General features: G+C 53.3%; 23 protein-coding genes. 15 read left to right on the top strand and 8 right to left on the bottom strand.

The features are described 5' to 3' along the window. Positions 1 to 117 precede the first annotated feature (117 nt). Entirely contained in the window at positions 118 to 498 is a 381-nt protein-coding gene (locus tag AC5JPW_RS22055) for a hypothetical protein (protein ID WP_494243207.1), read from the bottom strand. 587 nt (positions 499 to 1,085) lie between these two features. Between AC5JPW_RS22055 and AC5JPW_RS22050 the strand changes: the two genes are divergently transcribed. Beyond that, positions 1,086 to 2,729 (top strand): putative bifunctional diguanylate cyclase/phosphodiesterase, encoded by a 1,644-nt coding sequence (locus AC5JPW_RS22050; RefSeq protein WP_494243206.1) that lies wholly within the window; start codon positions 1,086 to 1,088, stop codon positions 2,727 to 2,729. 73 nt (positions 2,730 to 2,802) lie between these two features. Here the strand turns inward: AC5JPW_RS22050 and AC5JPW_RS22045 are convergent, their stop codons facing one another. Both AC5JPW_RS22045 and AC5JPW_RS22040 read right to left on the bottom strand, forming a co-directional pair. Next, on the bottom strand, positions 2,803 to 2,928 hold the full coding sequence (locus AC5JPW_RS22045; RefSeq protein ID WP_494243205.1) for a hypothetical protein: 126 nt from the start codon (positions 2,926 to 2,928) through the stop codon (positions 2,803 to 2,805). Between the two features lie 280 nt (positions 2,929 to 3,208). Beyond that, complete coding sequence (locus tag AC5JPW_RS22040; RefSeq protein WP_494243204.1) at positions 3,209 to 4,210, bottom strand: sensor domain-containing diguanylate cyclase; 1,002 nt, start codon at positions 4,208 to 4,210, stop codon at positions 3,209 to 3,211. Between the two features lie 187 nt (positions 4,211 to 4,397). Here AC5JPW_RS22040 and AC5JPW_RS22035 point away from each other — a divergent pair, with 187 nt between their 5' ends. Next, positions 4,398 to 5,258 (top strand): aldo/keto reductase family oxidoreductase, encoded by an 861-nt coding sequence (locus AC5JPW_RS22035; RefSeq protein ID WP_494243203.1) that lies wholly within the window; start codon positions 4,398 to 4,400, stop codon positions 5,256 to 5,258. Between the two features lie 354 nt (positions 5,259 to 5,612). Here AC5JPW_RS22035 and AC5JPW_RS22030 read toward each other — a convergent pair whose 3' ends face one another. Continuing rightward, positions 5,613 to 6,755 carry a trans-sulfuration enzyme family protein gene (locus AC5JPW_RS22030; protein WP_494243202.1) on the bottom strand — a complete coding sequence of 381 codons (1,143 nt, stop codon included), beginning with the start codon at positions 6,753 to 6,755 and terminating at the stop codon, positions 5,613 to 5,615. Between the two features lie 9 nt (positions 6,756 to 6,764). Then, positions 6,765 to 8,135 (bottom strand): pyridoxal-phosphate dependent enzyme, encoded by a 1,371-nt coding sequence (locus tag AC5JPW_RS22025; RefSeq protein ID WP_494243201.1) that lies wholly within the window; start codon positions 8,133 to 8,135, stop codon positions 6,765 to 6,767. Positions 8,136 to 8,532: 397 nt separating this feature from the next. Here AC5JPW_RS22025 and AC5JPW_RS22020 point away from each other — a divergent pair, with 397 nt between their 5' ends. From AC5JPW_RS22020 to AC5JPW_RS21990, 7 genes are all read left to right on the top strand, one after another. Continuing rightward, a complete protein-coding gene (locus AC5JPW_RS22020) occupies positions 8,533 to 9,552 on the top strand; it encodes a methionine ABC transporter ATP-binding protein (RefSeq protein WP_494243200.1) in 1,020 nt (339 codons plus the stop codon). Then, on the top strand, positions 9,545 to 10,213 hold the full coding sequence (locus tag AC5JPW_RS22015; protein WP_494243199.1) for a methionine ABC transporter permease: 669 nt from the start codon (positions 9,545 to 9,547) through the stop codon (positions 10,211 to 10,213). The genes AC5JPW_RS22020 and AC5JPW_RS22015 overlap by 8 nt, the downstream gene beginning before the upstream one ends. A gap of 149 nt (positions 10,214 to 10,362) precedes the next feature. Continuing rightward, positions 10,363 to 11,175 carry a MetQ/NlpA family ABC transporter substrate-binding protein gene (locus AC5JPW_RS22010; protein WP_485888458.1) on the top strand — a complete coding sequence of 271 codons (813 nt, stop codon included), beginning with the start codon at positions 10,363 to 10,365 and terminating at the stop codon, positions 11,173 to 11,175. A gap of 154 nt (positions 11,176 to 11,329) precedes the next feature. Next, positions 11,330 to 12,511 (top strand): acetyl-CoA C-acetyltransferase, encoded by a 1,182-nt coding sequence (locus AC5JPW_RS22005; RefSeq protein WP_494243198.1) that lies wholly within the window; start codon positions 11,330 to 11,332, stop codon positions 12,509 to 12,511. A 601-nt stretch (positions 12,512 to 13,112) separates the two neighbouring features. After that, positions 13,113 to 13,949, top strand: coding sequence for a 5-dehydro-4-deoxy-D-glucuronate isomerase (gene kduI, locus AC5JPW_RS22000; protein WP_494243197.1), 837 nt, complete (start codon positions 13,113 to 13,115; stop codon positions 13,947 to 13,949). Positions 13,950 to 14,012: 63 nt separating this feature from the next. Further along, on the top strand, positions 14,013 to 14,774 hold the full coding sequence (kduD, locus tag AC5JPW_RS21995; protein ID WP_494243196.1) for a 2-dehydro-3-deoxy-D-gluconate 5-dehydrogenase KduD: 762 nt from the start codon (positions 14,013 to 14,015) through the stop codon (positions 14,772 to 14,774). A 115-nt stretch (positions 14,775 to 14,889) separates the two neighbouring features. Further along, the gene (locus tag AC5JPW_RS21990; protein ID WP_494243195.1) at positions 14,890 to 15,582 is read left to right on the top strand and encodes an aspartate/glutamate racemase; all 693 of its coding nucleotides are present in this window, start codon (positions 14,890 to 14,892) and stop codon (positions 15,580 to 15,582) included. Here the strand turns inward: AC5JPW_RS21990 and AC5JPW_RS21985 are convergent. Beyond that, positions 15,579 to 16,505 (bottom strand): LysR family transcriptional regulator, encoded by a 927-nt coding sequence (locus AC5JPW_RS21985; protein WP_494243194.1) that lies wholly within the window; start codon positions 16,503 to 16,505, stop codon positions 15,579 to 15,581. The genes AC5JPW_RS21990 and AC5JPW_RS21985 overlap by 4 nt on opposite strands. Positions 16,506 to 16,622: 117 nt before the next feature. Between AC5JPW_RS21985 and lysA the strand changes: the two genes are divergently transcribed. Further along, complete coding sequence (gene lysA / locus AC5JPW_RS21980; RefSeq protein WP_494243193.1) at positions 16,623 to 17,885, top strand: diaminopimelate decarboxylase; 1,263 nt, start codon at positions 16,623 to 16,625, stop codon at positions 17,883 to 17,885. Between the two features lie 118 nt (positions 17,886 to 18,003). On the opposite strand, the gene AC5JPW_RS21975 is transcribed toward lysA, so the two are convergent. Beyond that, a complete protein-coding gene (locus AC5JPW_RS21975; protein ID WP_494243192.1) occupies positions 18,004 to 19,017 on the bottom strand; it encodes a LacI family DNA-binding transcriptional regulator in 1,014 nt (337 codons plus the stop codon). A gap of 289 nt (positions 19,018 to 19,306) precedes the next feature. Here AC5JPW_RS21975 and AC5JPW_RS21970 point away from each other — a divergent pair, with 289 nt between their 5' ends. The 5 genes from AC5JPW_RS21970 (at position 19,307) to AC5JPW_RS21950 (ending at position 23,691) form a co-directional block, all read left to right on the top strand. Further along, complete coding sequence (locus AC5JPW_RS21970) at positions 19,307 to 20,644, top strand: PTS sugar transporter subunit IIC (protein WP_494243191.1); 1,338 nt, start codon at positions 19,307 to 19,309, stop codon at positions 20,642 to 20,644. 11 nt (positions 20,645 to 20,655) lie between these two features. Then, a complete protein-coding gene (locus AC5JPW_RS21965) occupies positions 20,656 to 22,083 on the top strand; it encodes a glycoside hydrolase family 1 protein (protein ID WP_494243190.1) in 1,428 nt (475 codons plus the stop codon). A 9-nt stretch (positions 22,084 to 22,092) separates the two neighbouring features. Then, a complete protein-coding gene (locus AC5JPW_RS21960) occupies positions 22,093 to 22,410 on the top strand; it encodes a PTS sugar transporter subunit IIB (protein ID WP_494243189.1) in 318 nt (105 codons plus the stop codon). 61 nt (positions 22,411 to 22,471) lie between these two features. Further along, the gene (locus AC5JPW_RS21955; RefSeq protein ID WP_437433698.1) at positions 22,472 to 23,245 is read left to right on the top strand and encodes a GntR family transcriptional regulator; all 774 of its coding nucleotides are present in this window, start codon (positions 22,472 to 22,474) and stop codon (positions 23,243 to 23,245) included. After that, positions 23,242 to 23,691, top strand: coding sequence for a GNAT family N-acetyltransferase (locus tag AC5JPW_RS21950; RefSeq protein ID WP_494243188.1), 450 nt, complete (start codon positions 23,242 to 23,244; stop codon positions 23,689 to 23,691). Before AC5JPW_RS21955 ends, AC5JPW_RS21950 begins: the two co-directional genes overlap by 4 nt. Here the strand turns inward: AC5JPW_RS21950 and galR are convergent. Then, complete coding sequence (gene galR / locus AC5JPW_RS21945) at positions 23,688 to 24,695, bottom strand: HTH-type transcriptional regulator GalR (protein WP_494243187.1); 1,008 nt, start codon at positions 24,693 to 24,695, stop codon at positions 23,688 to 23,690. The two genes, AC5JPW_RS21950 and galR, sit on opposite strands and share 4 nt — an antisense overlap. Positions 24,696 to 24,761: the final 66 nt, after the last annotated feature.

Raw genomic sequence — 24,761 nt, 5'->3', positions numbered from 1 at the left:
GACTTGTCAGACTGAATAGCCCATCGCCAGTGCGTCTTACGATGGGCCAATAACCTCACCTGGAATCAGGTCACGCGTTGTGGAGCGGGTGGTGCTGTCGCCTTGCCGGGAGCGTGGCTATCGGCCAATAACGGTAAATAACACGTCCAGACGAACCGGGTTGCGCTCGCGAATCTCAGGTTCAGCTTTGCTGGAGAGGGCTGCAACACTCTCCAGAATGCCACCTGCTGGTGCGCTAAAGGCGCTATGCACGAGAGCGGGTTTGGCTTTCGGCCAGTTCAGCGTGCTAATGGCGTTGCTGGCTGGCGGTGTCTCAACGCGAATCTCTGCTGATGCGGTTTCGGTTGGCATTTCCGCTACTTCTTCATTTACGTCAGCGGCTGCCGCTGTGGTTGTCACTGCTGCTTGCATCGTCGCACCATCTTCATCGTTAATTTTCTGGAAAGAGACACCGGACATCTTCAGTTTTGCAGTCAAAGAACTTAAATCGTCATACATAGTATTTGCCTGTCCTCGATGTGTTAAACACGCGCTAATGTCGGCAATGTTATCTGCCTCTTTCTCTATTACCGCGAACGTCGTCATGCTGCGGAACGTATTTTTGCTAATCATTAAATACGCTAAGTGGACATTTTTGAATAACGGCTGTCCGCTTTAATTGAGAATTTCCTTATATACTGATAGTGGGATGCCGGACAGGTCAAGTGACGCTATCGATAAATAAGAATGCATTTATTAAGGATGTCTATAAATACTGACTTTATTTATTGATGAAAAACTTGTGAGGCCGCGAATTGACAGGCATGGGCGGTTGCAAGATAAATTTCTGATGTATTCAGCGTAGACGATACTTTTCTATAATAATGATGTGCAGTGAAAACTTCATTGTTTCTTCACAATTCTTTTTTGTTGCGATTATGTTTGCTATCGGCAGCGGGGAGAGTTTCTTTATCAATTAATGAAAAATGATTTATCGAGTTTCTCTATAAATGCATATGTTGCCTGATATCTTATTGGATGATATTGAATCAAGGGATTCTTTCTATTAATATTGCGCCGACCTCCCTGGTAACGAAAAAACGATTATGCATTTTGAAAATGATATTTTCGGCTCGCAGTCAATGCTCGCCGCGCTGGAATATGTTCACGATGCAGTTATTCTGCTCGACGCAACGGATACCGTTTTTTTCTTTAATAAAGCTGCTGAAACATTATGGCGTTACCCCCGCAGCAGTGTACTCGGGAGAAAAGCATCGGATATTCCGCTGTTCGCAAGCAGAGAAGGTTTGCCGGAAAAGACGGCGCTGACCATCATTTCAGCAACGGGGGAGGAATCATCATTGAGCGCGACGGTACGTTATGATGATGCCGTGATGGCGGAGTCTCCGTGCATGATCGTGGTCCATATCGATCAGCAAAAAATTACCCAGATGTCGACCTATAACCCTCTGACTGGGCTGCCAAAGCGCAGCGCCTTACATCAGTATATCGACAGACTTTTTGCCAGTGGTGATTGCCCCCGTGCGGCGCTGTTTTTCCTCGATCTCGACCATTTTAAAGATGTGAATGATGCGTTGGGTTACGCCGCAGGCGATCAGGTGCTGACCGCCATTGCGCAGCGACTCAGCGGTGAGTTTTCCCGCCATGGCTTTGTCTGCCATGCCGACAGCGATGCCTTTGTGCTGGTGTTCCCGAATTACGACGCCGGGCGCGCTATCAGCGCGGCGCAACGCATCCAGGCGCTGTTCCGTGTACCGTTTAACGTGGCGGATTTAGCGCTTAACGTGACGGTCAGTACCGGGATCAGCCTCTATCCGGATCACGGTATCTCGCGAGACGGGCTCCTGAAACAGGCGAACCACGCCTCACACCTGGCAAAAGAGGCCGGTTCAGGCGGGTATCTGTTCTTTAGCCCGGAGATGAATCAGGTTGACCAGGAGCGCCTGAAACTGGCCGCCGCCCTGAAGCTGGCAATTGCCAGTAACCATCTGCATTTGCACTATCAACCGCAAATCTGGCTGAAGGATGGTGAACTGTATGGGGTTGAAGCGCTGGCGCGCTGGTCAGATCCGCTGCTGGGCGATATTCCCCCCGGCCGTTTTATTACCCTGGCTGAAGAGACGGGTGAGATTGAGGCAATAGGGCGCTGGACGTTACACGAAGCGTGTCGACAGATGGCCGAGTGGCGCAGCAATGAGATTCATGTTCCGGTGGTTTCCGTTAATCTCTCGCCGATTAACTTCTATAACAGCAGCCTGCCGCAATATATTGCTTATCTGTTGCGACAGTACCGTATTCCAGCTCAGTGCCTGACTATTGAAATCACCGAAGGGGTGATGATGGATAAGCGACCGGAGACCATGGAGGTCATTTGTGCGGTGCGCGAGCTGGGGGTGGGGCTGTCAATGGATGATTTTGGTACAGGTTTCTCCTGTCTTTCCCGGCTTGCCCATTTACCGATGACCGAACTGAAAATTGACCAGAGCTTTATGCGTGATTTACGTGAAGGCAGCAAAATGAAAGCCATCGCTACGACGGTGGTAAAAATAGGGCAAAGTTTGCATCAGACAGTCGTCGCTGAAGGTGTGGAAACGGAGCAGCAGCGAAATCAATTACGCGACCTGCAATGTGATATTGCGCAGGGCTATCTTTATTCTCGTGCATTAAATGCGGCAGCCTTAGCCGGGTGGGTAAAAAACCGCGCGAGAACGGAGATAACTCTCGATTGATTTTTTGCTGACCTTATTTTCTTTCAGTCATCAGGCTGGGTTGCCTGATTATTTTCTGCAAATATGTTGCGTACTAACCGATGTATTTTAACAGGACCAGGATCAGACAAAATATCAGCATGCCCCATGACATCTGTCGCCCGGCACGTTGCGCCGGGTTGGTGCTGGTGGTTTTACTTTGGCGCTTGTCGATATTCATGAAGATCTTATTTTTCGAAAATCAATCGTTATCACCGCAGGTGTGATGCCACGGCGTGCCAGTCGTGAATTTACAGTGGTTCTGTTTTGATTATCTTTTTCGTAAAAGAATGATCTGAGACAGGAAACAATAGTACCTGCAAAAAATTAAAAATCTAACCTTAAGTTAAATTAAATTGTATATATAGATGAGGTCTATACGGAGTCTTAATTCTATTTGAGATCGTAATTAATCGAAGGGAATAAGGGCAAGTTATATTGCCCTTATTTGTTTACTGTTCTCAGGATTTCTCGCGGGTGGTATCCGGCTGGGTCGGACGCATGGCTGATTTCTTACGTTCCAGATACATAACATGTTCGCTGTTGTTCATCATCTCCAGCAGGTTGCCGTACTTGTCGGGGTCGTACTCGACAATGCCGTAAGCATAGTGCAAGCGAAACTGCTTCATCGACTTCTCATTGAGGTCGTCAATCTTAGATTGCAGATTAAAGAGGAAGGTGTCGACATCCTGATCTTCATCATGCCCCAGCAGCACCGCGAATTTACCTCCTTCCAGACGTGACGCCACATCGTTTTTCTTTAAGCAGCGGCTCAGAACGTTGGCAAATTTCTTCAGGGTGGCATCTCCTTCGGTATGACCGAAGAATTCATTAATAGCGGTGATGTTTTCCACATCCAGGTAAATCAGGCTAAACGAACGTTTATTGTCGGTTAACCATGAAAAGCGCTTTTCACCGAGTTTATAAAAACCGCGTTTGTTCGGTAAATCAGTCAACTGGTCGCTCATAGCCATGCTGATGATATAAAACTCGTCTTCGACTATCGCACCGAGATCCAACAACGTATTGATATTTTCTGGAGTGAAATCACGCGGTTTGTCATCAATTATGCAAATGGTTCCGGCGATAGAACCATCGGGAAGACGTACCGGACAACCGGCATAAAAGCGAATATGTGGTTCGCCTGACACAAAGGGGTGATCGTGAAAACGCTCATCAATGCTGGCGTCTTTCACAATAAAAATCCCTTGTGCAAGAATGGCATGGGCGCAGAACGAGATATTGCGTGCGGTCTCGCGCACGGTCACTTCTCCACTACAGGATGCCAGCCACTGGCGATCCCGGTCCAATAAGCTGATTAAGCCTATCGGTACATTAAATGCAGTTTTTGCCAGACGGGTCAGGCGGTCTAAGCGCTCATCATCCTTTTTATCTAACAAATCCATCATATGGAGTGATTTAAGACGCTCGGCTTCGTTTTCTGGTATTTCAGGAAATTTCATAGGGCGGCCTCTTTAGCTATAGATTTACTATATCAGAGGTTTTTTATTTCGGTAGCCGCCAGAAAAGATGAGGTTAATCGCTCCGCTGTACTATTTGCGATAAGGAAAAGGGCATCGCACGTATATCGCTATCACTGTTGTGAGACGCGTCCTACAATGACCTCACTTATCACACTGGAGGTATTCCATGTCTCAACCCACGCTTACTTACCGTTTAGGCGATCGCGAGGTCGGTCGTCTGGGCTATGGTGCAATGCAACTGGCAGGTCCGGGCGTATTTGGACCACCAGCAGACGAAGCGAAGGCGATTCAGGTGCTTCGTGACGCCGTGGCGGCAGGTGTTAACCACATCGACACCAGCGATTTTTATGGTCCGCACGTGACCAACAAACTCATCAAACAAGCGCTGCATCCGTACTCTAAAGATTTATGTATCGTGACCAAAGTGGGCGCGCGCCGTGATGATAAAGCCAACTGGCTGCCCGCTTTTAGCGCGGCGGAACTGACCAGTGCCATTGAGGATAACCTGCGCCATCTGGGGCTGGATGTGATTGAGGTGGTTAACCTGCGCAGTATGCACGGTACTCATGGTCCGGCAGAAGGGCCGCTGGAAGCGGAACTGGAAACCCTCATTGGGCTAAAAGAGCGCGGTTTGATTCGTCATATTGGTTTGAGCAACGTGACCGCGAAGCAAGTGACGGATGCCCAGACCATGACTGACATTGCCTGCGTGCAGAACATGTACAACGTGGCGAACCGTGCGGATGATGCCTTGATCGACGTGCTGGCTGCGCAGAATATTCCGTATGTACCATTCTTCCCGCTGGGTGGTTTTACACCGCTGCAGTCCAGTGAGCTGAATGACGTGGCGAAAAACCTCAACGCCACGCCGATGCAAGTGGCACTGGCATGGTTGCTGCAACGTTCGCCGAATATTCTGTTGATTCCGGGGACGTCGTCGCCGGTGCATCTGCAGGAAAATCTGGCGAGTGCGAAGCTGGTTCTGCCCGCTGATGCGCTGACGGTGCTTAATGGGATTGGGGCGTGACAGGCTCAGTCTTGGCTATGCTTTACCCAAAGCGATGATGTGCGTTATGGGATTAAAGATGTGGAAGCGAGGGACTGGTCCGGCTGAAAATCGATGAGGCGTTGGCGGCTGACCGGGGCCGCCCGCAGGGAAGCGGGCGGAGGGGATAGCCTGCAAGGATGCAGGCTGGTCCCCGACCCGAAAGTCAGACGGCATAAGCCGCATGTACCGCGAAGCGGCGATTTTCCTGGCCGGGAGCCCGGGTCGCCAGGGCGGTGGCGATGAGCCGCCCTGGCACGTTCACGGGTTCTGTTGCTATAGAGAAGTAAGGAACATAAGGTGAACGGCATGACCATTAGAGCCGCATGTTCCCCCTCACCCCAGTGCCTGCTGCCAGTCGGCAATCAAATCCTGCTCATCTTCAATCCCCACCGACAAACGAATCAGCTGTGGCGTAATGCCATTGGCTAAACGTTGTTCCAGCGGAATAGAGGCATGGGTCATGCTGAATGGCTGACTCACCAGACTCTCCACGCCGCCCAGGCTCTCTGCCAGAGTAAAAAGCTTGAGCTTATTGATGATGCGCGTGGCGTACTGGTCGTCGCCTTTCACCACCACCGAAATCATGCCGCCGGGCAGCGCCATCTGTTTACGTGCCAGTTGATGATGTGGGTGAGAAGCCAGCCACGGGAACCAGACTTTTTCCACCTGCGGCTGTTGCTCCAGCCACTGCGCCAGCGCCAGCGCGTTGCTGCTGTGGCGTTCAATACGCAGTGACAGGGTACGAATGCCGCGCAGCGTCAGGAAGCTGCTGAACGGGTCAAGCACGCCGCCCACGGCGTTATGCAGATATCCCAGCTTTTCGGCCAGTTCAGGGTTATCCCCCACCACCGCCAGCCCGGCAACCACGTCCGAGTGACCGTTCAGGTATTTGGTGGCCGAGTGCACCACGATGTCAAAACCGAATTCAAGGGGGCGATGGATTACCGGAGAGGCAAAAGTATTGTCCGCCACGCTGATAATCTTGTGCCGCTTCGCAATCGCTGCAATCGCCGCCAGATCGGCCAGTTTCAGCAAAGGGTTGGTCGGGGTTTCGACCCAGATCATCCGCGTATCCGGGCGAATAGCGGCTTCAAGCCCCGCCAGGTCGTCCGGTTTCACCCAACTGACGCGCAGACCCGTGCTGCGACGACGCACGTTCTCAATCAGACGGTAGGTGCCGCCGTACACATCGTCGATGGCGACGATGTGGCTGTCTTTATCGAGCAGTTCCAGCACCGTGGAAATGGCCGCCAGCCCGGATGCAAAGGCGTAGCCGCGCGTGCCGCTTTCCAGCTCGGCAATGGCGGTTTCGAGCACATGGCGCGTCGGGTTACCGCTGCGGGAGTACTCATAGCCGGTGTGCTGCCCCGGTGCCGGTTGGGCAAAGGTTGACGTGGCATAAATGGGTGGCATCACCGCGCCATGCTGATCGCTGAATGCACCGCTGTGCACGCTTAATGTGTTTAAGTTTGTCATCGTTATTCCTTAGTGTTCCAGTCGGTTACGCCAGGTGGTCAGGACGTCGCTGCGGGTAATGAGACCTAAAAAGCGGTCGTTGTCAGCGATAACCGCCACCAGACCGCGGTCGAAAATGGCTTTTAACGCGCTTTCCGGGGCGTGTTTATCGAGGGTTTCCACGTTACGGGTCATGGCTTCTCTGACCGGCAGAGAGAAGCGCTGGCTGTCGCCCTGCACGTGGCTAATCAGATCCCATTCATCGACGATCCCCACGACGCGGCCCTGTTCCAGCACCGGTAACTGAGAGAAGTCGTACAGACGCATGCGAGCGAGCACGGCGGCGAGGGTATCGTCCGGCGCAGCGGTCACCGTGGCTCCTTCGTCATGGCGCAGGGCGATAAAATCGGTTAAATCCCCACGCGATGGGCGGGAGAGCAGCCCCTGCTGGCGCATCCAGTCATCGTTAAACATCTTCGAGAGATATTTGTTGCCGCTGTCGCAGGCAAAAGTAACCACCCGTTTGGGCGTGGTTTGTGCCTGGCAGTAGCGCAGCGCAGCAGTCAGCAGCGTACCGGTGGAGGATCCCGCCAGTACTCCCTCGATTTGCAGCAGGTTACGGGCCGTTTCAAAGGCCTGCGCATCGGTCACCCGATACGCCTTCTGGACGCCATCGATGTGTGCCAGGGGAGGGATAAAGTCTTCACCAATCCCTTCGACCAGCCAGGAGCCGGGTTCGCCGTACTGCCCGGTTTCGACGTGGTCGGCAAGAATCGACCCTGCCGGGTCCGCAAGAACAAATTCGGTTTTAGGGGAGTGTTCGGCAAACCAGGCTTGCAACCCACCAAGGGTGCCGCCGGAGCCTACGCCGACCACAATGGCGTCGATATTCCCGTCAAGTTGCTGGAACAGCTCTGGTGCGGTGGTGGTGCTATGGGCCAGTGGATTGGCTTCGTTATTGAACTGATCGATATAAAACGCCCCGGGCGTTTCGTCGGCCAGGCGGCGAGCGTAATCCTGGTAATAGGCCGGGTGACCTTTGTTGACATCAGAACGGGTCAGCACGACTTTTGCCCCGAGGGCGCGCAGGTGGAAAATTTTCTCCCGGCTCATTTTGTCTGGCACTACCAGCACCAACGAATAACCTTTTTGCGCGGCAATCAGCGCCAGCCCAAGCCCTGTGTTTCCGGCCGTGGCTTCAATAATGGTGCCGCCAGGCTGCAAATACCCAAGCCGTTCGGCCTCGTTAATCATCGACAGTGCGACCCTGTCTTTAATTGAACCGCCAGGGTTTTGGTTTTCCAGTTTTAAGAAGAGGCTGCATGGCCCGCTCTCCAGTTTATGCAACTGGAGAAGAGGTGTTTTACCAATCAGTTCACTGACTGAATGAAATACGGACATTGGTGTTTACCCACTCATTGACGTGTTGAGCGGATGATAGGTCTGCGATTTTGGTCTTTTAAAGAATCTTTGTGTGACGTTTAGAACCAAAAGAAATATGACGTGCTATTTGGACATCAAGAGGGAAAGCCTGTTAGCCGTCCGGAAGTGTTGATAGCCAGAAAAGGGCGTTTTTGCCGCTATTTCAACCATTTTTCCGTCACTCACACTGTGAGTTATGCGCTTTTCAGCTAACCAATGCTGAATAAATCCATAACGCAGAATGATGTGTTTTTCCGGTACTTAGCGCAAAAAGGTATAAGCATCGGCTATTTAGTTATTTGAAATAAATTCATGACTGATTATTATCATCTGGACATCCATACTGCTAAACCGCCAAACGGAAAAAATTAACGCAATGATCGTTCTCAGGAATATTTCCAAGATTTTCAGCCAGGGAAAGGCGTCAATTACCGCAGTGGATGGAGTCTCCCTGTCGGTTGAGCAGGGACAAATTTACGGGATTATCGGCTACAGCGGCGCCGGGAAAAGTACGTTGATCCGCCTGTTAAACGGGCTGGAAAAACCGACCACCGGAAGCGTGGTGATTAACGGTCAGGATATTGCCGCTGCACGCGGTGAGGCGCTGCGTCAGGCGCGTCTGAAAATCAGCATGGTCTTTCAGCACTTCAACCTGCTGTGGTCGCGCACTGTCAGTGAAAACATCGCGTTTTCGATGCAAATCGCGGGCGCACCGAAAGCTACCATTCAGGCGCGTGTCGCCGAGTTGATTGAGCTGGTGGGTCTGAAAGGACGTGAAGAGGCTTATCCGTCGCAATTGAGCGGCGGGCAAAAACAGCGCGTGGGGATTGCCCGTGCGCTGGCGAACAACCCGGATGTGCTGTTGTGTGACGAAGCGACATCGGCGCTGGATCCGCAAACCACGGACCAGATCCTGGAACTGCTGCTGGACATCAATCGCCGCTTCAAACTGACGATTGTGCTTATCACCCACGAAATGCATGTGGTGCGTAAGATCTGCGACCGCGTGGCGGTGATGGAAAACGGCAAAGTGGTGGAAGAGGGCGATGTCATTAGCGTCTTCACCCATCCGCAGCAGCCGATTACGCGCCAGTTTGTGCGTCAGATTGGTCAATATGAGGAAGAGGAGTTTAATCCTGACCTCAACAGCGATCTCGACGGCACGGTGATTAAGCTGACCTTTACCGGTCACAGCACCCACAAGCCGGTGGTTGGCGAACTGACCCTGCGTTACGGTCTGCCTTTTAACATTTTGCACGGCAAGATGACGCAAACCGCCCACGGTGTGTTTGGTCAGCTTTGGGTGCACGTCGTAGCCACACAAGAACAAGTAGACAATATCCTCGCGGATTTACGCCAAAGCGATATTGAAGGCGAGGTGATTTCCCATGCTTGAGAGCCTGTTTCCGCATCTGAAAGTAGAACAATTGTGGGCTGCCACCCTGGAGACACTGTATATGACGGCGCTGTCCGGTGCCGCGACCTTTGTTCTGGGGATTATTCTGGGCCTGGCGCTGTTTTTGACTGCCAAAGGGGGATTGTTCCAGAACCGCACGCTGTATGGCGTTATCTCTATTCTGGTGAATGTGTTCCGCTCGATTCCGTTCATCATTTTGATTGTGTTACTGATCCCGTTCACGAAGACGATTGTCGGAACGATTCTGGGGGCGAATGCTGCGCTGCCTGCACTGATTGTCGGTGCCGCGCCGTTTTATGCTCGCCTGGTTGAGATCGCTTTGCGCGAAGTGGACAAAGGGGTTATTGAAGCGACCCGTTCGATGGGCGCACGTTTAAGTACGTTGATTTTTCGGGTGTTGCTGCCTGAATCATCACCGGCACTGGTTTCCGGGATTACCGTTACGTTGATTGCTCTGGTGAGCTACAGCGCGATGGCCGGGGTAATCGGTGCGGGTGGATTAGGAAATCTTGCCTATCTGGAAGGATTCCAGCGAAACCACGGCGACGTTACGTTGGTGGCGACGGCGACCATTCTGGTCATTGTCTTCATCATTCAGTACTGCGGCGACGTTATTACCTCTTTGTTAGATAAACGCTAATTTACCCGTCGTCCTTCAGGTTACATGTGCGCTGGCTACGTTTGTTCACCCCTGTCACTTACTTCAGTAAGCTCCAGGGGACTCACGCTCTTGTCAGCTTCCTGTAACCCGAATGACTTAGGCTAAAAAATATAATGGGAACCAACATCATGAAAAAAACACTGACACTGCTCGCTGCCGTAACCTTAAGTGCCCTGAGCTTCTCCTCCTGGGCTGACACCCTGACCGTGGGTGCATCCAACGTGCCGCATGCTGAAATTCTGGAGCAGGCGAAACCAATTCTGGCTAAGCAGGGTATCGATCTGGAAATCAAACCGTTCCAGGACTATATCCTGCCAAATACTGCGTTGGCTGGACGTGAAATTGATGCCAACTACTTCCAGCACATTCCGTACCTGAACAGTGTGCTGAAAGACCATGCGGGCGACAAAACCTATGATTTCGTCAGTGCCGGTGCGATTCACATCGAGCCAATCGGCATCTACTCTAAAAAGCATAAGTCTCTGAAAGACCTGCCGCAGGGTGGCAAAGTCATCATGCGTGACGCGGTGTCTGAAGAAGGTCGTATTCTCTCTATCTTCGAAAAAGAGGGTGTGATCAAGCTGAAACCGGGTGTGGATAAAGTCACCGCACGCATCAGCGATATCGTGGAAAACCCGAAAAAACTGCAGTTCCTGCCAAACGTAGAAGCTGCGCTGCTGCCGCAGATGTATAACAACGACGAAGGTGACGCGGTGGTGATCAACGCGAACTACGCCATCGACGCGGGCCTGGATCCGGTGAAAGATCCAATCGCAGTGGAAAGCGGCGAGAACAACCCGTACGCCAACATCATCACCGTACACCGTGGTGACGAGAAGAAAAAAGATATCGTCGCGCTGGTTAACGTGCTGCACTCCAAAGAGATTCAGGACTGGATCCGCACCAAATACAAAGGTGCAGTCATTCCGGTTAACAACTAATCTTTAAAACGGCGGGGGAGAAATCCTCCGCTTTTTTCCTGTCTGTTTCAGCCCCACCTGTCCTCTGTGATAAATCTCACCAATTTTAAACAATTACGAAATTTGTTGATAACAACGTACTACTATTGCCCGGGTTAACTTGCGCGAGGTAGAGATGAAAGATGTCGTTATTGTTGCTGCGGTTCGCACACCTATCGGCTGTTTTCAGGGTGCGCTCTCGCCCCATTCTGCCGTAGAGCTTGGAAGCTACGTCGTTCAGGCGTTGCTCGACCGCAGCGGTGTGCATCCCCATTCTATTGATGAAGTGATTTTAGGCCAGGTGCTAACCGCCGGAGCCGGGCAAAACCCTGCCCGTCAGTCGGCCATAAAAGGCGGTCTGCCGATGACGGTCTCGGCCATTACCATCAATGACGTGTGTGGCTCAGGACTGAAGGCGCTGCATCTGGCTTCGCAGGCGATTCAGTGTGGCGAAGCGGAAATCGTCATTGCCGGTGGGCAGGAGAACATGAGCCGTGCCCCGCATGTATTAACCGACAGTCGCACCGGTGCGCCGCTGGGCAACAGCCAGCTTATCGACAGCCTCGTGCACGACGGGTTGTGGGATGCCTTTAATGATTACCATATGGGCGTAACGGCCGAAAATCTGGCGCGGGAGTATGGCATCAGCCGTGCGCATCAGGATGAATGGGCGTTACGTTCGCAGCAAAAAGCCCGCACGGCGATTGATTCCGGCCGTTTTCGCGATGAAATCGTGTCGGTCAAAACCCAGACCGCTGATGGCCGCACGTTACTTGTCGACACCGATGAGCAGCCGCGCACCGATGCCAGCGCAGAAGGGCTCGCACAACTCACTCCCGCGTTTGAACTTGCCGGTTCGGTGACGGCGGGCAATGCGTCACCCATTAATGACGGGGCGGCGGCGGTGATGATGATGAGCGAAGCGAAAGCGCAGGAGCTGAATCTGCCGGTGATGGCGCGCATTCGTGCTTTTGCCAGCGTCGGTGTCGATCCTGCACTAATGGGAATTGCGCCCGTGTACGCCACCCGGCGGTGTCTTGAGCGGGTGGGCTGGCAGTTAAGCGATGTCGATCTGATTGAATCCAATGAGGCGTTTGCCGCTCAGGCGCTGTCCGTCGGGAAAATTCTTGAGTGGGATGAGAAGCGGGTCAATGTAAACGGTGGCGCGATTGCCCTCGGTCACCCGATTGGCGCCTCTGGCTGTCGCATTCTTGTGTCACTGGTCCATGAGATGCAAAAGCGCAATGCCCGCAAGGGGCTGGCGACGTTGTGCATTGGGGGCGGACAGGGTGTGGCGCTCGCCATTGAACGCGACTGAGTTCGCGTAGTTCTGACAAAAAAAAGCCCTCCATCAAGGAGGGCAAGGCCAGTTACAGAAACACTAACTCAAAACATGCCGGATGACGAAGAAGGTCACCCGGACGTCATGATTCTTCTTTTCCCTGAAGCAGACACTTTTAATGCACATGGTGTGTTGCTTTACATCGTTCAAAAATCGGGTGTGAATTTATCAAAACATTGTTTCATGTGTTGTGATGTTCCGCGCAATTTATAAGAAAATCCTGCAAAAATGGCAAGATAATTTGCATGTCGGGTGAAGGTAATCGGCATCTTTGATTTCGAGCAGAAAAGATGCAGTTGCAACGTCAAAACATCAAGATGATATTAACTAATTGTTTTGTATTGTTATTTTTTGTGCTTTTTCTTTCATTTTTACGCATCTCTGCCTGCCAGAATATCTTGTTCGTGATCCTCTTTGCAGTTTTAGAAATATATTACAGAAAAATTGAAACGTTGTTTTATTTGACATTGAAAACCTGTTTTAGCCGGGCTAAGATGTGCGCATATTGAATACGGCAGGATGTTCTCGGCATGGCTGAGCGACATTTCGGGTTATATAACTGACTTTGGAGGTTAATGTGGAAGTAAGACAAAGCATCCACAGCGCGCACGCTAAAACTCTGGATACCCAGGGACTGCGCAATGAGTTTCTTGTTGAGAAAGTGTTCGTTGATGACGAATACACCATGGTGTACAGCCACATTGACCGCATCATTGTTGGCGGCATCAAGCCGGTTGCTAAAACCGTCTCAGTAGGCGGTGAAGTGGGCAAACAGCTGGGCGTAAGCTACTTCCTGGAGCGCCGCGAGCTGGGCGTGATCAACATCGGCGGTCCGGGCACCATCACCGTTGACGGTCAGTGCTATGAAATTGGTCACCGTGATGCACTTTACGTAGGTAAAGGCGCGAAAGAAGTGGTGTTCGCCAGCGTCGACGCGGCAACTCCGGCTAAGTTCTATTATAACTGCGCACCGGCTCACACGACTTATCCGACCAAAAAAGTGACCCCGGCTGACGTTGCTCCGGTGACGCTGGGAGACAACCTCACCAGCAACCGTCGCACCATCAACAAATATTTCGTGCCGGACGTTCTGGAAACCTGCCAGCTCAGCATGGGCTTAACGGTGCTGGAGCCAGGCAACCTGTGGAACACCATGCCGTGCCATACCCATGAGCGCCGCATGGAAGTTTACTTCTACTTCAACATGGACGAAGACGCTTGCGTGTTCCACATGATGGGGCAGCCGCAGGAAACGCGTCACATTGTGATGCATAACGAACAAGCCGTGATTTCGCCAAGCTGGTCGATCCATTCAGGCGTGGGCACGAAAGCCTATACCTTCATCTGGGGAATGGTCGGTGAGAACCAGGTCTTCGATGACATGGACCACGTAGCGGTTAAAGATCTGCGTTAAGCGCAGCAGGCATAAGCACATCATGCCTGCGAGAAGCAGGCGCTGAAAGATTAAGGAATACACATGATTCTGGATGCATTTTCTCTTCAAGGTAAAGTTGCCGTAGTTTCCGGTTGTGACACCGGCCTCGGTCAGGGTATGGCGCTGGGCCTGGCAGAAGCGGGCTGTGACATCGTTGGCATCAACATTGTTGAACCGACTGAAACTATTGAACGTGTCACCGCGCTGGGCCGTCGTTTCCTGAGCCTGACCGCTGACCTGCGTAAAATCGACGGTATTCCGGCATTGCTGGATCGCGCTGTCGCTGAGTTCGGCAAAATCGATATTCTGGTGAACAACGCGGGTCTGATTCGTCGTGAAGATGCGATCAACTTCAGCGAGCAGGACTGGGATGACGTGATGAACCTGAACATCAAGAGCGTGTTCTTTATGTCTCAGGCAGCGGCGAAGCACTTTATTGCGCAGGGCAACGGCGGCAAAATCATCAACATCGCGTCCATGCTCTCCTTCCAGGGTGGCATCCGCGTACCGTCTTACACCGCGTCTAAAAGCGGCGTGATGGGCGTGACCCGTCTGCTGGCGAACGAGTGGGCGAAGCACAACATCAACGTCAACGCTATCGCACCGGGTTACATGGCAACCAACAACACCCAGCAACTGCGTGCGGATGAAGAGCGCAGCGCGGCTATCCTCGAACGCATCCCGGCTGGTCGTTGGGGTCTGCCAAGCGACCTGATGGGACCGATTGTGTTCCTGGCTTCCGGTGCATCTGACTACATCAACGGCTACACCGTTGCCGTCGACGGCGGCTGGCTGGCGCGTTAATTTATAGAGTTAGTCAATAACCTGCCTCCGGGCAGGTTTTTTTATACCTGCAAGACGCCTTGAAACTCCCCCCTGACTTTGTTTGACTGTGGATTCACTTCGACGGAGAGACACGATGAAAACAATAGGGCTGCTGGGTGGGATGAGCTGGGAATCGACCATTCCTTATTACCGCCTGATTAACGAAGGCGTGAAGGCGAAACTCGGTGGTTTACACTCGGCTAGCCTGCTGATGCATAGCGTCGATTTCCATGAAATTGAAGTCTGCCAGCGCAGCGGGGAGTGGGAAAAAGCGGGTGAGATCCTCGCGAATGCTGCCGTTGGCCTGCAAAACGCAGGGGCTGAGGGTATTGTGCTTTGTACCAACACCATGCACAAAATCGCCGGGCAAATCGAAGCGCGCTGCGATGTTCCTTTCTTGCATATTGCGGATGCGACCGGGCGTGCCATTGTGGACGCAAAACAACGTAAAGTGGCACTGTTGGGCACGCGCTACACCATGGAACAGGATTTCTATCGCGGTCGTCTGACCGATGAGTTTGCTATCGAAACGCTGATCCCCGGTGAATCCGACCGCGAGCGCGTTAACCAGATAATCTTCGATGAGCTCTGCCTGGGGACCTTTAGCGACGTCTCTCGTGACTACTACGTAAAGCTTATTGCACAACTGGCAGAGCAGGGGGCGGAAGGCGTCATTTTTGGCTGCACTGAAATTGGTTTGCTGGTGTCACAGGCGCAGTCGCCTGTTCCGGTCTTTGATACTGCCGCGATCCACGCGGCCGACGCCGTCTGCTTTATGCTCTCCTAAAGGGCATTCAGTACCGCATTGAGAGGCTGCGTGATAAGCGGCATCGCCGCCTGTAAATGGCGGCTAAATTCGTCGACCAACGCTGAAGCAGGGCGGTGCAATGGGCGAATCAGACTCACCGTAAACGGCACATCGATACTGAAGCGGCGAACCACTACGCCGCTCGCGGCATAATCCAGCGCCGTGAGCGGGTTCACCACCGAAATCCCCACTCCTGCGCGGACCATCGCACACACTGATGCTGCACTGTGGGTTTCCAGCACCATCCGGCGTTTCACCTGGTGTTCACTGAACAACGCATCCAGCAGTTGTCGATAACTGTCCGTACGCGACAGGCTAATGTAGTTCTCGCCGTGAAAATTTTCCGGGGTCAGCACTGCTTTGTGCGCCAGGCGGTGATTTTGCGGTAGCACGCAGACTTCGTTAAACGTCAGCAGCGGCGTGCGCTCGGTACCGGCAGGTGAACTGATGGTTTCGGTGAGCCCCAGGTCATGGCGTTGGGCGGAAAGCCACTCTTCCAGCAGTGGCGACTCCTGCGGCACGATATTGAGGCTGACTTCCGGGTAGCGGGCGAGAAAAGGCTTTAGCAGCAGCGGCAGGAACGATTGCGAGAAGACGGGCAGGCAGGCAATCGAAAGCTCTCCCTGACGAAACTCTCTTAAGCTTTCGGCGGCGCTGACAATTCTGTCCAGTCCATACCAGGAACGCTGTACTTCTTCAAACAGCCTCATCCCCTGCACCGTTGGGTGCAATCGCCCACGCGTACGCTCAAACAGGGTTAACCCCAGCACTTTTTCAAAACGCGCCAGCTCGCGGCTGACCGTTGGCTGCGAGGTATGCAATAACTGAGCGGCCTCGGTCAGGTTGCCGGTGGTCATCACGGCATGAAAGATTTCGATGTGGCGCAGATTCACGGCGGGCATGGCAATATCCTGGTAACTCAACCTATATCATTTTTGCATAGACTCGCGATAAAACGATATTTTTTATTCTCTTCGTGCTGTGGCGTAATCATAAAAAATTCGATGATGGAGTTCGCTATGCCACGCCCACTGACACAAACTGATACCGACCTGAATGCTGAGAATCTGCTGCGCCTGCCTGCTGAATTTGGCTGCCCGGTCTGGGTGTATGACGCACAAATTATCCGTAACCAGATTGCCCGTCTTACCCAGTTTGATGTGGTGCGTTTTGCGCAAAAGGCCTGCTCAAACATTCATATTCTGCGCCTGATGCGTGAACAGGGTGTGAAGGTTGATTCCGTATCACTCGGTGAAATCGAACGTGCGCTCGCTGCGGGTTACTGCCCGAAAACCCATCCGGAAGATATCGTCTTCACCGCCGATGTGATCGATGATGCAACGCTTGCCCGCGTGAGCGAGCTGCGCATTCCGGTCAATGCCGGTTCCGTGGACATGCTCGAACAACTGGGTGAAGTCTCATCCGGTCATCCGGTGTGGCTGCGCGTCAATCCGGGCTTTGGTCATGGTCATAGCCAGAAAACCAATACTGGTGGCGAAAACAGCAAACACGGGATCTGGTACAGCGATCTCCCGGCAGCACTTGAAGTGATGCAGCGTTATAACCTGCAACTGGTCGGCATTCATATGCACATTGGTTCGGGTGTGGATTACGGCCATCTGGAGCAGGTGTGCGGTGCGATGGTGCGTCAGGTGGTGGAGTTTGGTCAGGATCTGCAGGCGATTTCAGCCGGTGGTGGGCTCTCAATTCCTTATCATGAAGGGGAAGAGGGCGTGGATACCGATCACTACTTCAGCCTGTGGAATGCGGCGCGTGATCAGGTGGCAAAACATCTTGGTCATCCGGTTAAACTGGAGATTGAACCAGGGCGTTTCCTGGTGGCGGAATCTGGCGTGCTGGTGTCGCAGGTGCGCAGCGTGAAGAACATGGGCAGCCGCCACTTTGTGCTGATCGATGCGGGCTTTAACGATCTGATGCGTCCGTCAATGTACGGAAGCTACCACCATATTACCGCGCTGGCTGCAGACGGGCGTGATTTAACCACCGCACCACGCGTTGATACCGTAGTGGCCGGGCCGTTGTGTGAATCGGGCGATGTCTTTACCCAGCAGGAAGGCGGCAAGGTCGAAACCCGCGCACTGCCTGCGGTGACGCCGGGTGATTATCTGGTGCTGCATGATACCGGCGCTTATGGTGCATCGATGTCATCGAACTACAACAGCCGCCCGCTGCTGCCGGAAGTTCTGTTTGATAATGGCGTGGCACGGTTGATTCGTCGTCGTCAGACGATTGAAGAGTTGCTGGCGCTGGAACTGATTTAATCGTTTGGTGGGGGAGGGGGCCTGACTCTCAGAGCCGCATTTTCCCCCTCACCCAGTATGTGGTTTTCTCCCTCTCCCCGTGGGAGAGGGCCGGGGTGAGGGCATCAGCCCGCACTGATTAACCGTGGAAAAATGGTCCGCTGGTCACGGAGTCGCGTAGCACCAGCGTGCCGGTAAAAGGAGGGATCGCATCGATCTCTTTGCCATTCGCAAGCTTAATGGCCTGATCTATCGCAGTCGTTATCATGCTGTCGATGGGCAGGTACACCGTCGATAACCCCGGCTCCAGCCAGCGGGCGCAGGGAGCATCATCAAAACCAAATAGCGAAATGTCCTGTGGAATGCGCAAACCCGCCTGGTGCAATGCCTTGGATGCACCCAGCGCCATGTCGTCGTTACAGGCAAACACCGCGCTGATCTTTATCCCTTCCTGCAAAATCTCCTGGCACAGCACGTAGCCCTGAGTCATGGAGGAATCACCGTATTTGACCTTCGCCGGATCCCAGCGGATGCCGTTTTTTTCAAGCGCCTTGCGATAGCCCATCAAACGCGATTTGCCGGTCGGGGTGTGAATCGGTGTGGTGATACAGGCGATATCGTGGTGGCCCTGGCTGATTAAGTAATCCACGGCCTGGAAGGCGGCGTCCTGCTGCTCGAAGAAAACACATTTATCGTGCGCCTGAAACAGTTCGCGGTTGATCACGATAAGCGGCATCGGCGTCGCGTCGATGAGCCGGCTGATGGCCTTCTCACTCATAAAACGAGTGTAGAGAATGATGGCGTCGCAGCGGCGATCGGCCAGCATTTGCACCGCAATCTCTTCGCGTTCCGGGGTGTCATGCCCGTCCGTCACAATGAGTTGTTTACCGTGGGCTTCCGACTGGCGTGAAGCCTGCTGTAGCAGACGCCCAAAATAAAATCCGTCGAAGCAGGAAACCACCAGACCAATGCTGTTACTGGTGCGGTTTGCCAGCGACTGGGCAAGAAAATTGGGGCGGTATCCCAACTCTTCCATCGCCTTATACACCTGATTCCGGGTGCTTTCTTTTACTTGTCCTGTGCCATTCAGTACGCGAGAAACCGTCGCTTTGGAGACGCCCGCACGCAGTGAGACATCCAGCATTGTCGCCATGACGCGTTCCTGTTTCACGTGAAGGGCAGCAGTTTACCACACTCATTACCGGGGTTAAGGCCCTGATAGCCCGGCGATTGGGCTTTCTGAAGGCGTTGCGCAGAAAAGCCCTGATATTTTTAAGGTGGTATGCCAATAGTTAAAATAAGACCAATTTGGAATACCACGAACCGGGTTGGGAGGTGAATCACAGAACTTTTTTTCGCCAGTGTCTATTTTTGGTATACCAATAGGTAGTGAGCTGTATACCTGCAATCATAAAAAAGCCCTTTTACCGAGGTACCTACGCATGGCTCTACAGGACAAACTCATCGATTCGCTGGGTAGTTTTGCGACCAAATTCAATAGCTATCGCTACATCATGGCGATCAAGGCCTCCTTTATCACACTGATGCCGGTGATCATTGTGGGGGCGTTCTCCGTACTGATCTCCAATATGGTGCTGGATCCAAAAAACGGGCTGGCGAGCTTCGAGTCGCTGTCGTTTCTGGCGGCACTTAAGCCAATAACCGGCGCAATCAACTATGCCACCCTGAACTTCCTTAACATCGGTGCCGTGTTCCTCATCGGTATTGAGCTTGGCCGGATTAACGGCATCAAAACGCTGTTCCCCGGCCTGCTGGCGGTGATCTGCTTTATCTGTGTGACGCCAACCACCGTCGAAATGCTGGTGGACGGGCAGATGCACGTGGTGAAAGACGTGCTGTTGCGTCAGTTCTCAGACACCCGCAGCCTGTTCCTCGGCATGTTCATCGCCATCCTGTCCGTGGAAATCTACTGCTGGCTGGAGACGCGTGACGGGCTGAAGATCAAGATGCCGGACACCGTACCGCCTAACGTTTCTGCGTCCTTCTCGGCGCTGATCCCGGCCATTATCACCACGACGGTTATCGCCACGTTCGGCTTTGTATTCCATCAGATTACCGGCATGTACCTGTACGACGCCGTGTATCAGGTGGTGCAACAGCCGCTTGAACGTGTGGTGCAGAGCCTGCCGGGTATTCTGCTGCTGATGTTTGTCGCCCAGCTGTTCTGGGTTATCGGTATCCACGGTAACCAGATGATCAAACCGATTCGTGAGCCGCTGCTGCTCGGTGCTATCACCGTCAATATGTCGGCGTTTGAGCAGGGCAAAGAGGTGCCGAACATCATCACCATGCCATTCTGGGACGTTTACATGAGCATCGGTGGTTCCGGGCTGACTATCGGCCTGCTTATCGCGGTGATGATCGCCACCAAGCGCAAAGAGATGAAGGAGATTGCCAAGCTCTCGATAGGCCCTGGGATTTTCAACATCAATGAACCGGTGATTTTCGGGATGCCAATCATGCTGAACCCGATCCTAGCGATCCCGTTCATCATCACCCCACTGGTCACCGGATCGATTGGCTACTTCGCCACTGTCACCGGTTTTGCCGGCAAAGCTGTGGTGATGGTGCCCTGGACTACGCCGCCGTTGATTAACGCCTGGCTTTCTACTGCGGGATCGATGGGAGCGGTGGTCACTCAGCTTATCTGTATTCTCACGGCCATCATTATCTACCTGCCATTCGTGAAAATTGCCTCCCGCCGTGCCGAGCAGGCGCAGTTGCAGGCGGAGTCGGCTGAAATGGCGAAAAATGCCTGAAGGAGCGTGATGTGAGCGTAAAAACTGTATCTATACCGCCGTCGTTTATTCTGGGCGCGGCGGCGTCAGCCTGGCAAACCGAGGGCTGGGAAGGAAAAAAGGAGGATCAGGATTCGTGGCCCGATCTCTGGTACAAGAACGACAGACACGTCTGGCATGACGGCTATGGCCCGGCGGTGGCGACGAACTTCTATACCCGCTTTCGCGAAGACGTCCAGTTGATGAAAGACGCGGGGCTGACTCATTATCGCACCTCGATTAACTGGTCGCGTTTTCTGACCGACTACGAAAATGGCGTGGTGGATGAAGAGTACGCCGCGTATTACGACCAGTTGTTTGCCGAGATGGAACGTCAGGGCATCGTCCCGATGATCTGCCTCGAACACTATGAGCTGCCGGGTTATCTGCTGGAAACCTACGGCGGCTGGGCGTCGAAAAAAGTGGTCGAGCTGTATCTGCTGTATGTCGAAAAAGTCTTCGAACGTTTTCACCAGAAAGTGACGCGCTGGTTCACCTTTAATGAGCCCATTGTGGTGCAAACCCGCGTCTATCTTGATGCGCTGCGCTGGCCTTACGAGCAAAATACCTCAACCTGGATGCGGTGGAACCACCATAAAAACCTCGCCACGGCGAAAGTGGTGAAGTTATTCCGGGAAAAAGGTTATGCCGGAACGGTGGGCTGTATTCTCAACCCTGAAGTGACCTATCCGCGCTCGCGTGCGCCTCACGACCTGCGTGCAGCTGAAATGTATGACCTGTTCTACAATCGCGTGTTTCTCGACCCGATGGTGAAAGGTGAGTACCCGGCTGAGCTGTTCGACGTGCTGGAAAAACATCAGGTGAGCTGGGAATACACCGAAGAGGAACTGGCGATTATTCGCGAGAACACTGTCGATGAGTTAGGCATTAACCTTTATTACCCGCACCGTGTGAAAGCCCCTTCCCGGGCCTGGCATCCTGAGACACCTTTCCATCCCGCTTACTACTATGAGCCGTTCGAGTTACCAGGCCGGAGAATGAACAAATCCCGCGGCTGGGAGATTGGCCCGTTCATTATTTATGACATGGCGATGCGCATCAAAAACGAGTACGGCAACATCCCGTGGTTCGTCGCCGAGAGCGGCATGGGCATCGAGAACGAAGGTCAGTTCCGTAATGCTGATGGCTTCATTGAGGATGATTACCGTATTGCCTTTATTGGCGAACATCTTTACCAGACCCTGCGCGCCCGTGAAGACGGGGCTAACTGCCAGGGCTACATGTTATGGGCGTTTACCGACAACGTGTCGCCCATGAATGCCTTCAAAAACCGCTACGGGCTGGTGGAAATAGATTTGCAACACAACCGTGACAGGCGCGCGAAAAAGTCGCTGCACTGGTATCGGCGTTTAAGCAAAGAGCGCCAGCTGACGCTGACCGTTGATGATGAATGGAAATAAGGAGCTGTGATGAAACGCATCGTTTTATGTTGCTCGGCCGGGATGTCCACCTCGCTGGTGGTGACCAAAATGGAAAAAACGGCAGCGGAGCGTGGCCTGGAACTGAAGATCTACGCTATTGCAGAACAGAGTCTGCGCGATGAGCTGGAGAGCCACAGCAAAGAGGTTATCGCGGTGTTGTTAGGACCGCAGGTCCGCTTCAAGCTGGCGGAAAACAGAAAGCTTACCGAGGAGTACAACATCCCTATCGATGTTATTGATTCAGTCGCGTACGGCACGTTAAATGGCGCGAAAGTTCTCGATCAGGCGCTAAGTTTGGTAAGATAGCGCGCCCTCAGGCCGGTGCCGTCCCCGGCCTGAGTTTTATATTCTATTGATAGGTGATTCTGTGGAAAAAGCCGTCATCCCGCCGGAGAAAAAACAGTACCAGGAAATTGGCGAAGATTTACGCGCACAAATCATCCAGGGCCACTATCCGGTGGGCTCCCGCCTTCCGCCTGAGCGTAATATCGCGGAAAAATATGGTGTCAGTCGCACCATCGTCCGTGAAGCGCTGCTGATGCTCGAATTACAGGGCACGGTGGATATCCGCCAGGGCTCGGGTGTGTACGTCATGCGCATTCCTCAGGAGCATGAAAACGAAGAAGAGCGCTTTTTAAGTAGCGACGTTGGACCGTTTGAAATCCTGCAGGCGCGTCAGTTGCTGGAGAGCAATATCGCGGCCTTCGCTGCCAAAATGGCGACCCGTGCAGACATCGATAACCTGCGCCGCATTCTGGAGCAGGAACAGCGTGCCATCGCATTGAACGATACCTCTCAGGACAACAGTAAAATGTTCCACCTGGTGCTGGCGGGGGCGTCGCAAAATCAGATGCTGCTGGCGACGGTCGAGAGCGTATGGCATCACATGGACAGCAGTCCACTGTGGCAACAATTTAACGTGCACATTGCCAGCCGCCCGTACCGTTTAAAATGGCTCGGTGACCGGCAAACGCTGCTCGCTGCGCTGCGCCGCCGCGACGTGATGGGAGCCTGGCAGGCGATGTGGCAACACCTTGAGAACGTAAAAAAGAGTTTGCTGGAACTCTCAGACGAGGATGCCCCGGACTTCGACGGTTACCTGTTTGAATCGGTGCCGATTTTCCAGGGGAAACTGATGTGAAGATTGTTCCGCTTTATCAAGCGCCTCAGTGTGCTGAACAGGTCATCGAATGGTTGTGGCGCGAGTTTGGTGATTCCCTGCCGCGGGCTTTTTTTGCGAGCATTATTGAACATAGTCAGCAGCCCGGTCAGTTGCCGCTCACTTTCGTTTTGCTTGAAGGAGAAACGCTGTTGGGTACGGTGGGGTTATGGCGCTGTGACCTGATCAGTCGGCAGGATCTCTATCCGTGGCTGGCTTCGTTGTATGTGGATGAAGCCGCACGTGGAAGAGGGCTGGCGCGTTTGTTACAGCAGCACGTGATTGATTGCGCGCGTGAAATGGGCTTTTCAGACCTGCATCTCTATTCAGCCTGCCGCGATTTCTACGAACGCTTTGGCTGGCAGTACATCGGTGACGGCCTGGATTATCCGGACACGACCGTCCACCTCTACCGCTTCGCGCTCTAACTCTCCTGAGGGGTGACGACCGAATGGCGGCGCACCAGCGTCGGATTAAACAGATGGGTTATTTCTGGCAGCGGTCGGTTTTCTGCCAGCGCCAGTGCCAGTTCGGCGGCCTGGGTTGCCATGGTGACAATCGGGTAACGTACGGTGGTTAAGCGCGGGCGCACATAGCGCGAGACCAGAATGTCATCAAAACCGATCAACGAGATCTCCTGCGGGACATCAATACCGTTATCGTTGAGTACACCCATTGCCCCGGCGGCCATCGAGTCGTTATAACAGGCCACGGCGGTAAAGTTTTTGCCACGCCCTAACAGCTCCGTCATCGCCTGTTCGCCACCACTCTCATCCGGTTCTGCAAAGGTAACCAGCCGTTCATTGCAGGGCAGGTCATGCTCTTTTAACGCATCGTAATAGCCCTGCAGCCTGTCGTCAGCATCGGATATGGCATGGTTGGAACAGAGATAACCAATGCGCGTATGGCCCTGCTGAATGAGGTGACGGGTGGCCAGCCAGGCGCCGTAGCGGTCATCAAGCGCCACACAACGTTGTTCGTAGCCGGGGACAATGCGGTTGATCAGCACCATACCGGGTATCTGTTTCATCAGGGCGATCAGATCGTCATCCGGGATCATTTTGGCGTGCACGACTAACGCGCCGCAGCGATGGCGAATCAGTTGCTCAATGGCTTTACGCTCTTTTTGCTCGTTGTGGTAGCCGTTGCCGATCAGCAGGAAGTTACCTGTGGCAGAAGCCACCTGCTCGACAGCTTTCACCATTGCGCCAAAGAAGGGATCGGACACATCGCCCACCACCAGACCCACCGTTTCCGTTGACTGCTGCGCCAGGGCGCGTGCGTTGGCGTTGGGATGGTAGTTCAGGGTTTCCATGGCATTTTTCACCGCCAGGCGCGAGCTTTCGCTGGCCTTCGGCGAGTCATTGATTACGCGGGATACCGTGGCAACGGAAACACCTGCAAGCCGGGCTACATCTTTAATGGTCGCCATTGCGCACCTTCATTTTTGGGGGAAGCGGTTACACACCCACTTATGGTACGGCAATGCGCTGGCTAA

The organism is Phytobacter sp., from assembly GCF_059074235.1.
This window is presented reverse-complemented; position numbering and strand designations above follow the sequence as displayed.

Bases quoted from the DNA above. Each gene is read 5' to 3' on its own strand.
- AC5JPW_RS22055 (WP_494243207.1), bottom strand. From the start codon at position 498: ATGTATGACGATTTAAGTTCTTTGACTGCAAAACTGAAGATGTCCGGT.
- AC5JPW_RS22050 (WP_494243206.1), top strand. From the start codon at position 1,086: ATGCATTTTGAAAATGATATTTTCGGCTCGCAGTCAATGCTCGCCGCG.
- AC5JPW_RS22045 (WP_494243205.1), bottom strand. From the start codon at position 2,928: ATGAATATCGACAAGCGCCAAAGTAAAACCACCAGCACCAACCCGGCG.
- AC5JPW_RS22040 (WP_494243204.1), bottom strand. From the start codon at position 4,210: ATGAAATTTCCTGAAATACCAGAAAACGAAGCCGAGCGTCTTAAATCA.
- AC5JPW_RS22035 (WP_494243203.1), top strand. From the start codon at position 4,398: ATGTCTCAACCCACGCTTACTTACCGTTTAGGCGATCGCGAGGTCGGT.
- AC5JPW_RS22030 (WP_494243202.1), bottom strand. From the start codon at position 6,755: ATGACAAACTTAAACACATTAAGCGTGCACAGCGGTGCATTCAGCGAT.
- AC5JPW_RS22025 (WP_494243201.1), bottom strand. From the start codon at position 8,135: ATGTCCGTATTTCATTCAGTCAGTGAACTGATTGGTAAAACACCTCTT.
- AC5JPW_RS22020 (WP_494243200.1), top strand. From the start codon at position 8,533: ATGATCGTTCTCAGGAATATTTCCAAGATTTTCAGCCAGGGAAAGGCG.
- AC5JPW_RS22015 (WP_494243199.1), top strand. From the start codon at position 9,545: ATGCTTGAGAGCCTGTTTCCGCATCTGAAAGTAGAACAATTGTGGGCT.
- AC5JPW_RS22010 (WP_485888458.1), top strand. From the start codon at position 10,363: ATGAAAAAAACACTGACACTGCTCGCTGCCGTAACCTTAAGTGCCCTG.
- AC5JPW_RS22005 (WP_494243198.1), top strand. From the start codon at position 11,330: ATGAAAGATGTCGTTATTGTTGCTGCGGTTCGCACACCTATCGGCTGT.
- kduD (WP_494243196.1), top strand. From the start codon at position 14,013: ATGATTCTGGATGCATTTTCTCTTCAAGGTAAAGTTGCCGTAGTTTCC.
- AC5JPW_RS21990 (WP_494243195.1), top strand. From the start codon at position 14,890: ATGAAAACAATAGGGCTGCTGGGTGGGATGAGCTGGGAATCGACCATT.
- AC5JPW_RS21985 (WP_494243194.1), bottom strand. From the start codon at position 16,505: ATGCCCGCCGTGAATCTGCGCCACATCGAAATCTTTCATGCCGTGATG.
- lysA (WP_494243193.1), top strand. From the start codon at position 16,623: ATGCCACGCCCACTGACACAAACTGATACCGACCTGAATGCTGAGAAT.
- AC5JPW_RS21975 (WP_494243192.1), bottom strand. From the start codon at position 19,017: ATGGCGACAATGCTGGATGTCTCACTGCGTGCGGGCGTCTCCAAAGCG.
- AC5JPW_RS21970 (WP_494243191.1), top strand. From the start codon at position 19,307: ATGGCTCTACAGGACAAACTCATCGATTCGCTGGGTAGTTTTGCGACC.
- AC5JPW_RS21960 (WP_494243189.1), top strand. From the start codon at position 22,093: ATGAAACGCATCGTTTTATGTTGCTCGGCCGGGATGTCCACCTCGCTG.
- galR (WP_494243187.1), bottom strand. From the start codon at position 24,695: ATGGCGACCATTAAAGATGTAGCCCGGCTTGCAGGTGTTTCCGTTGCC.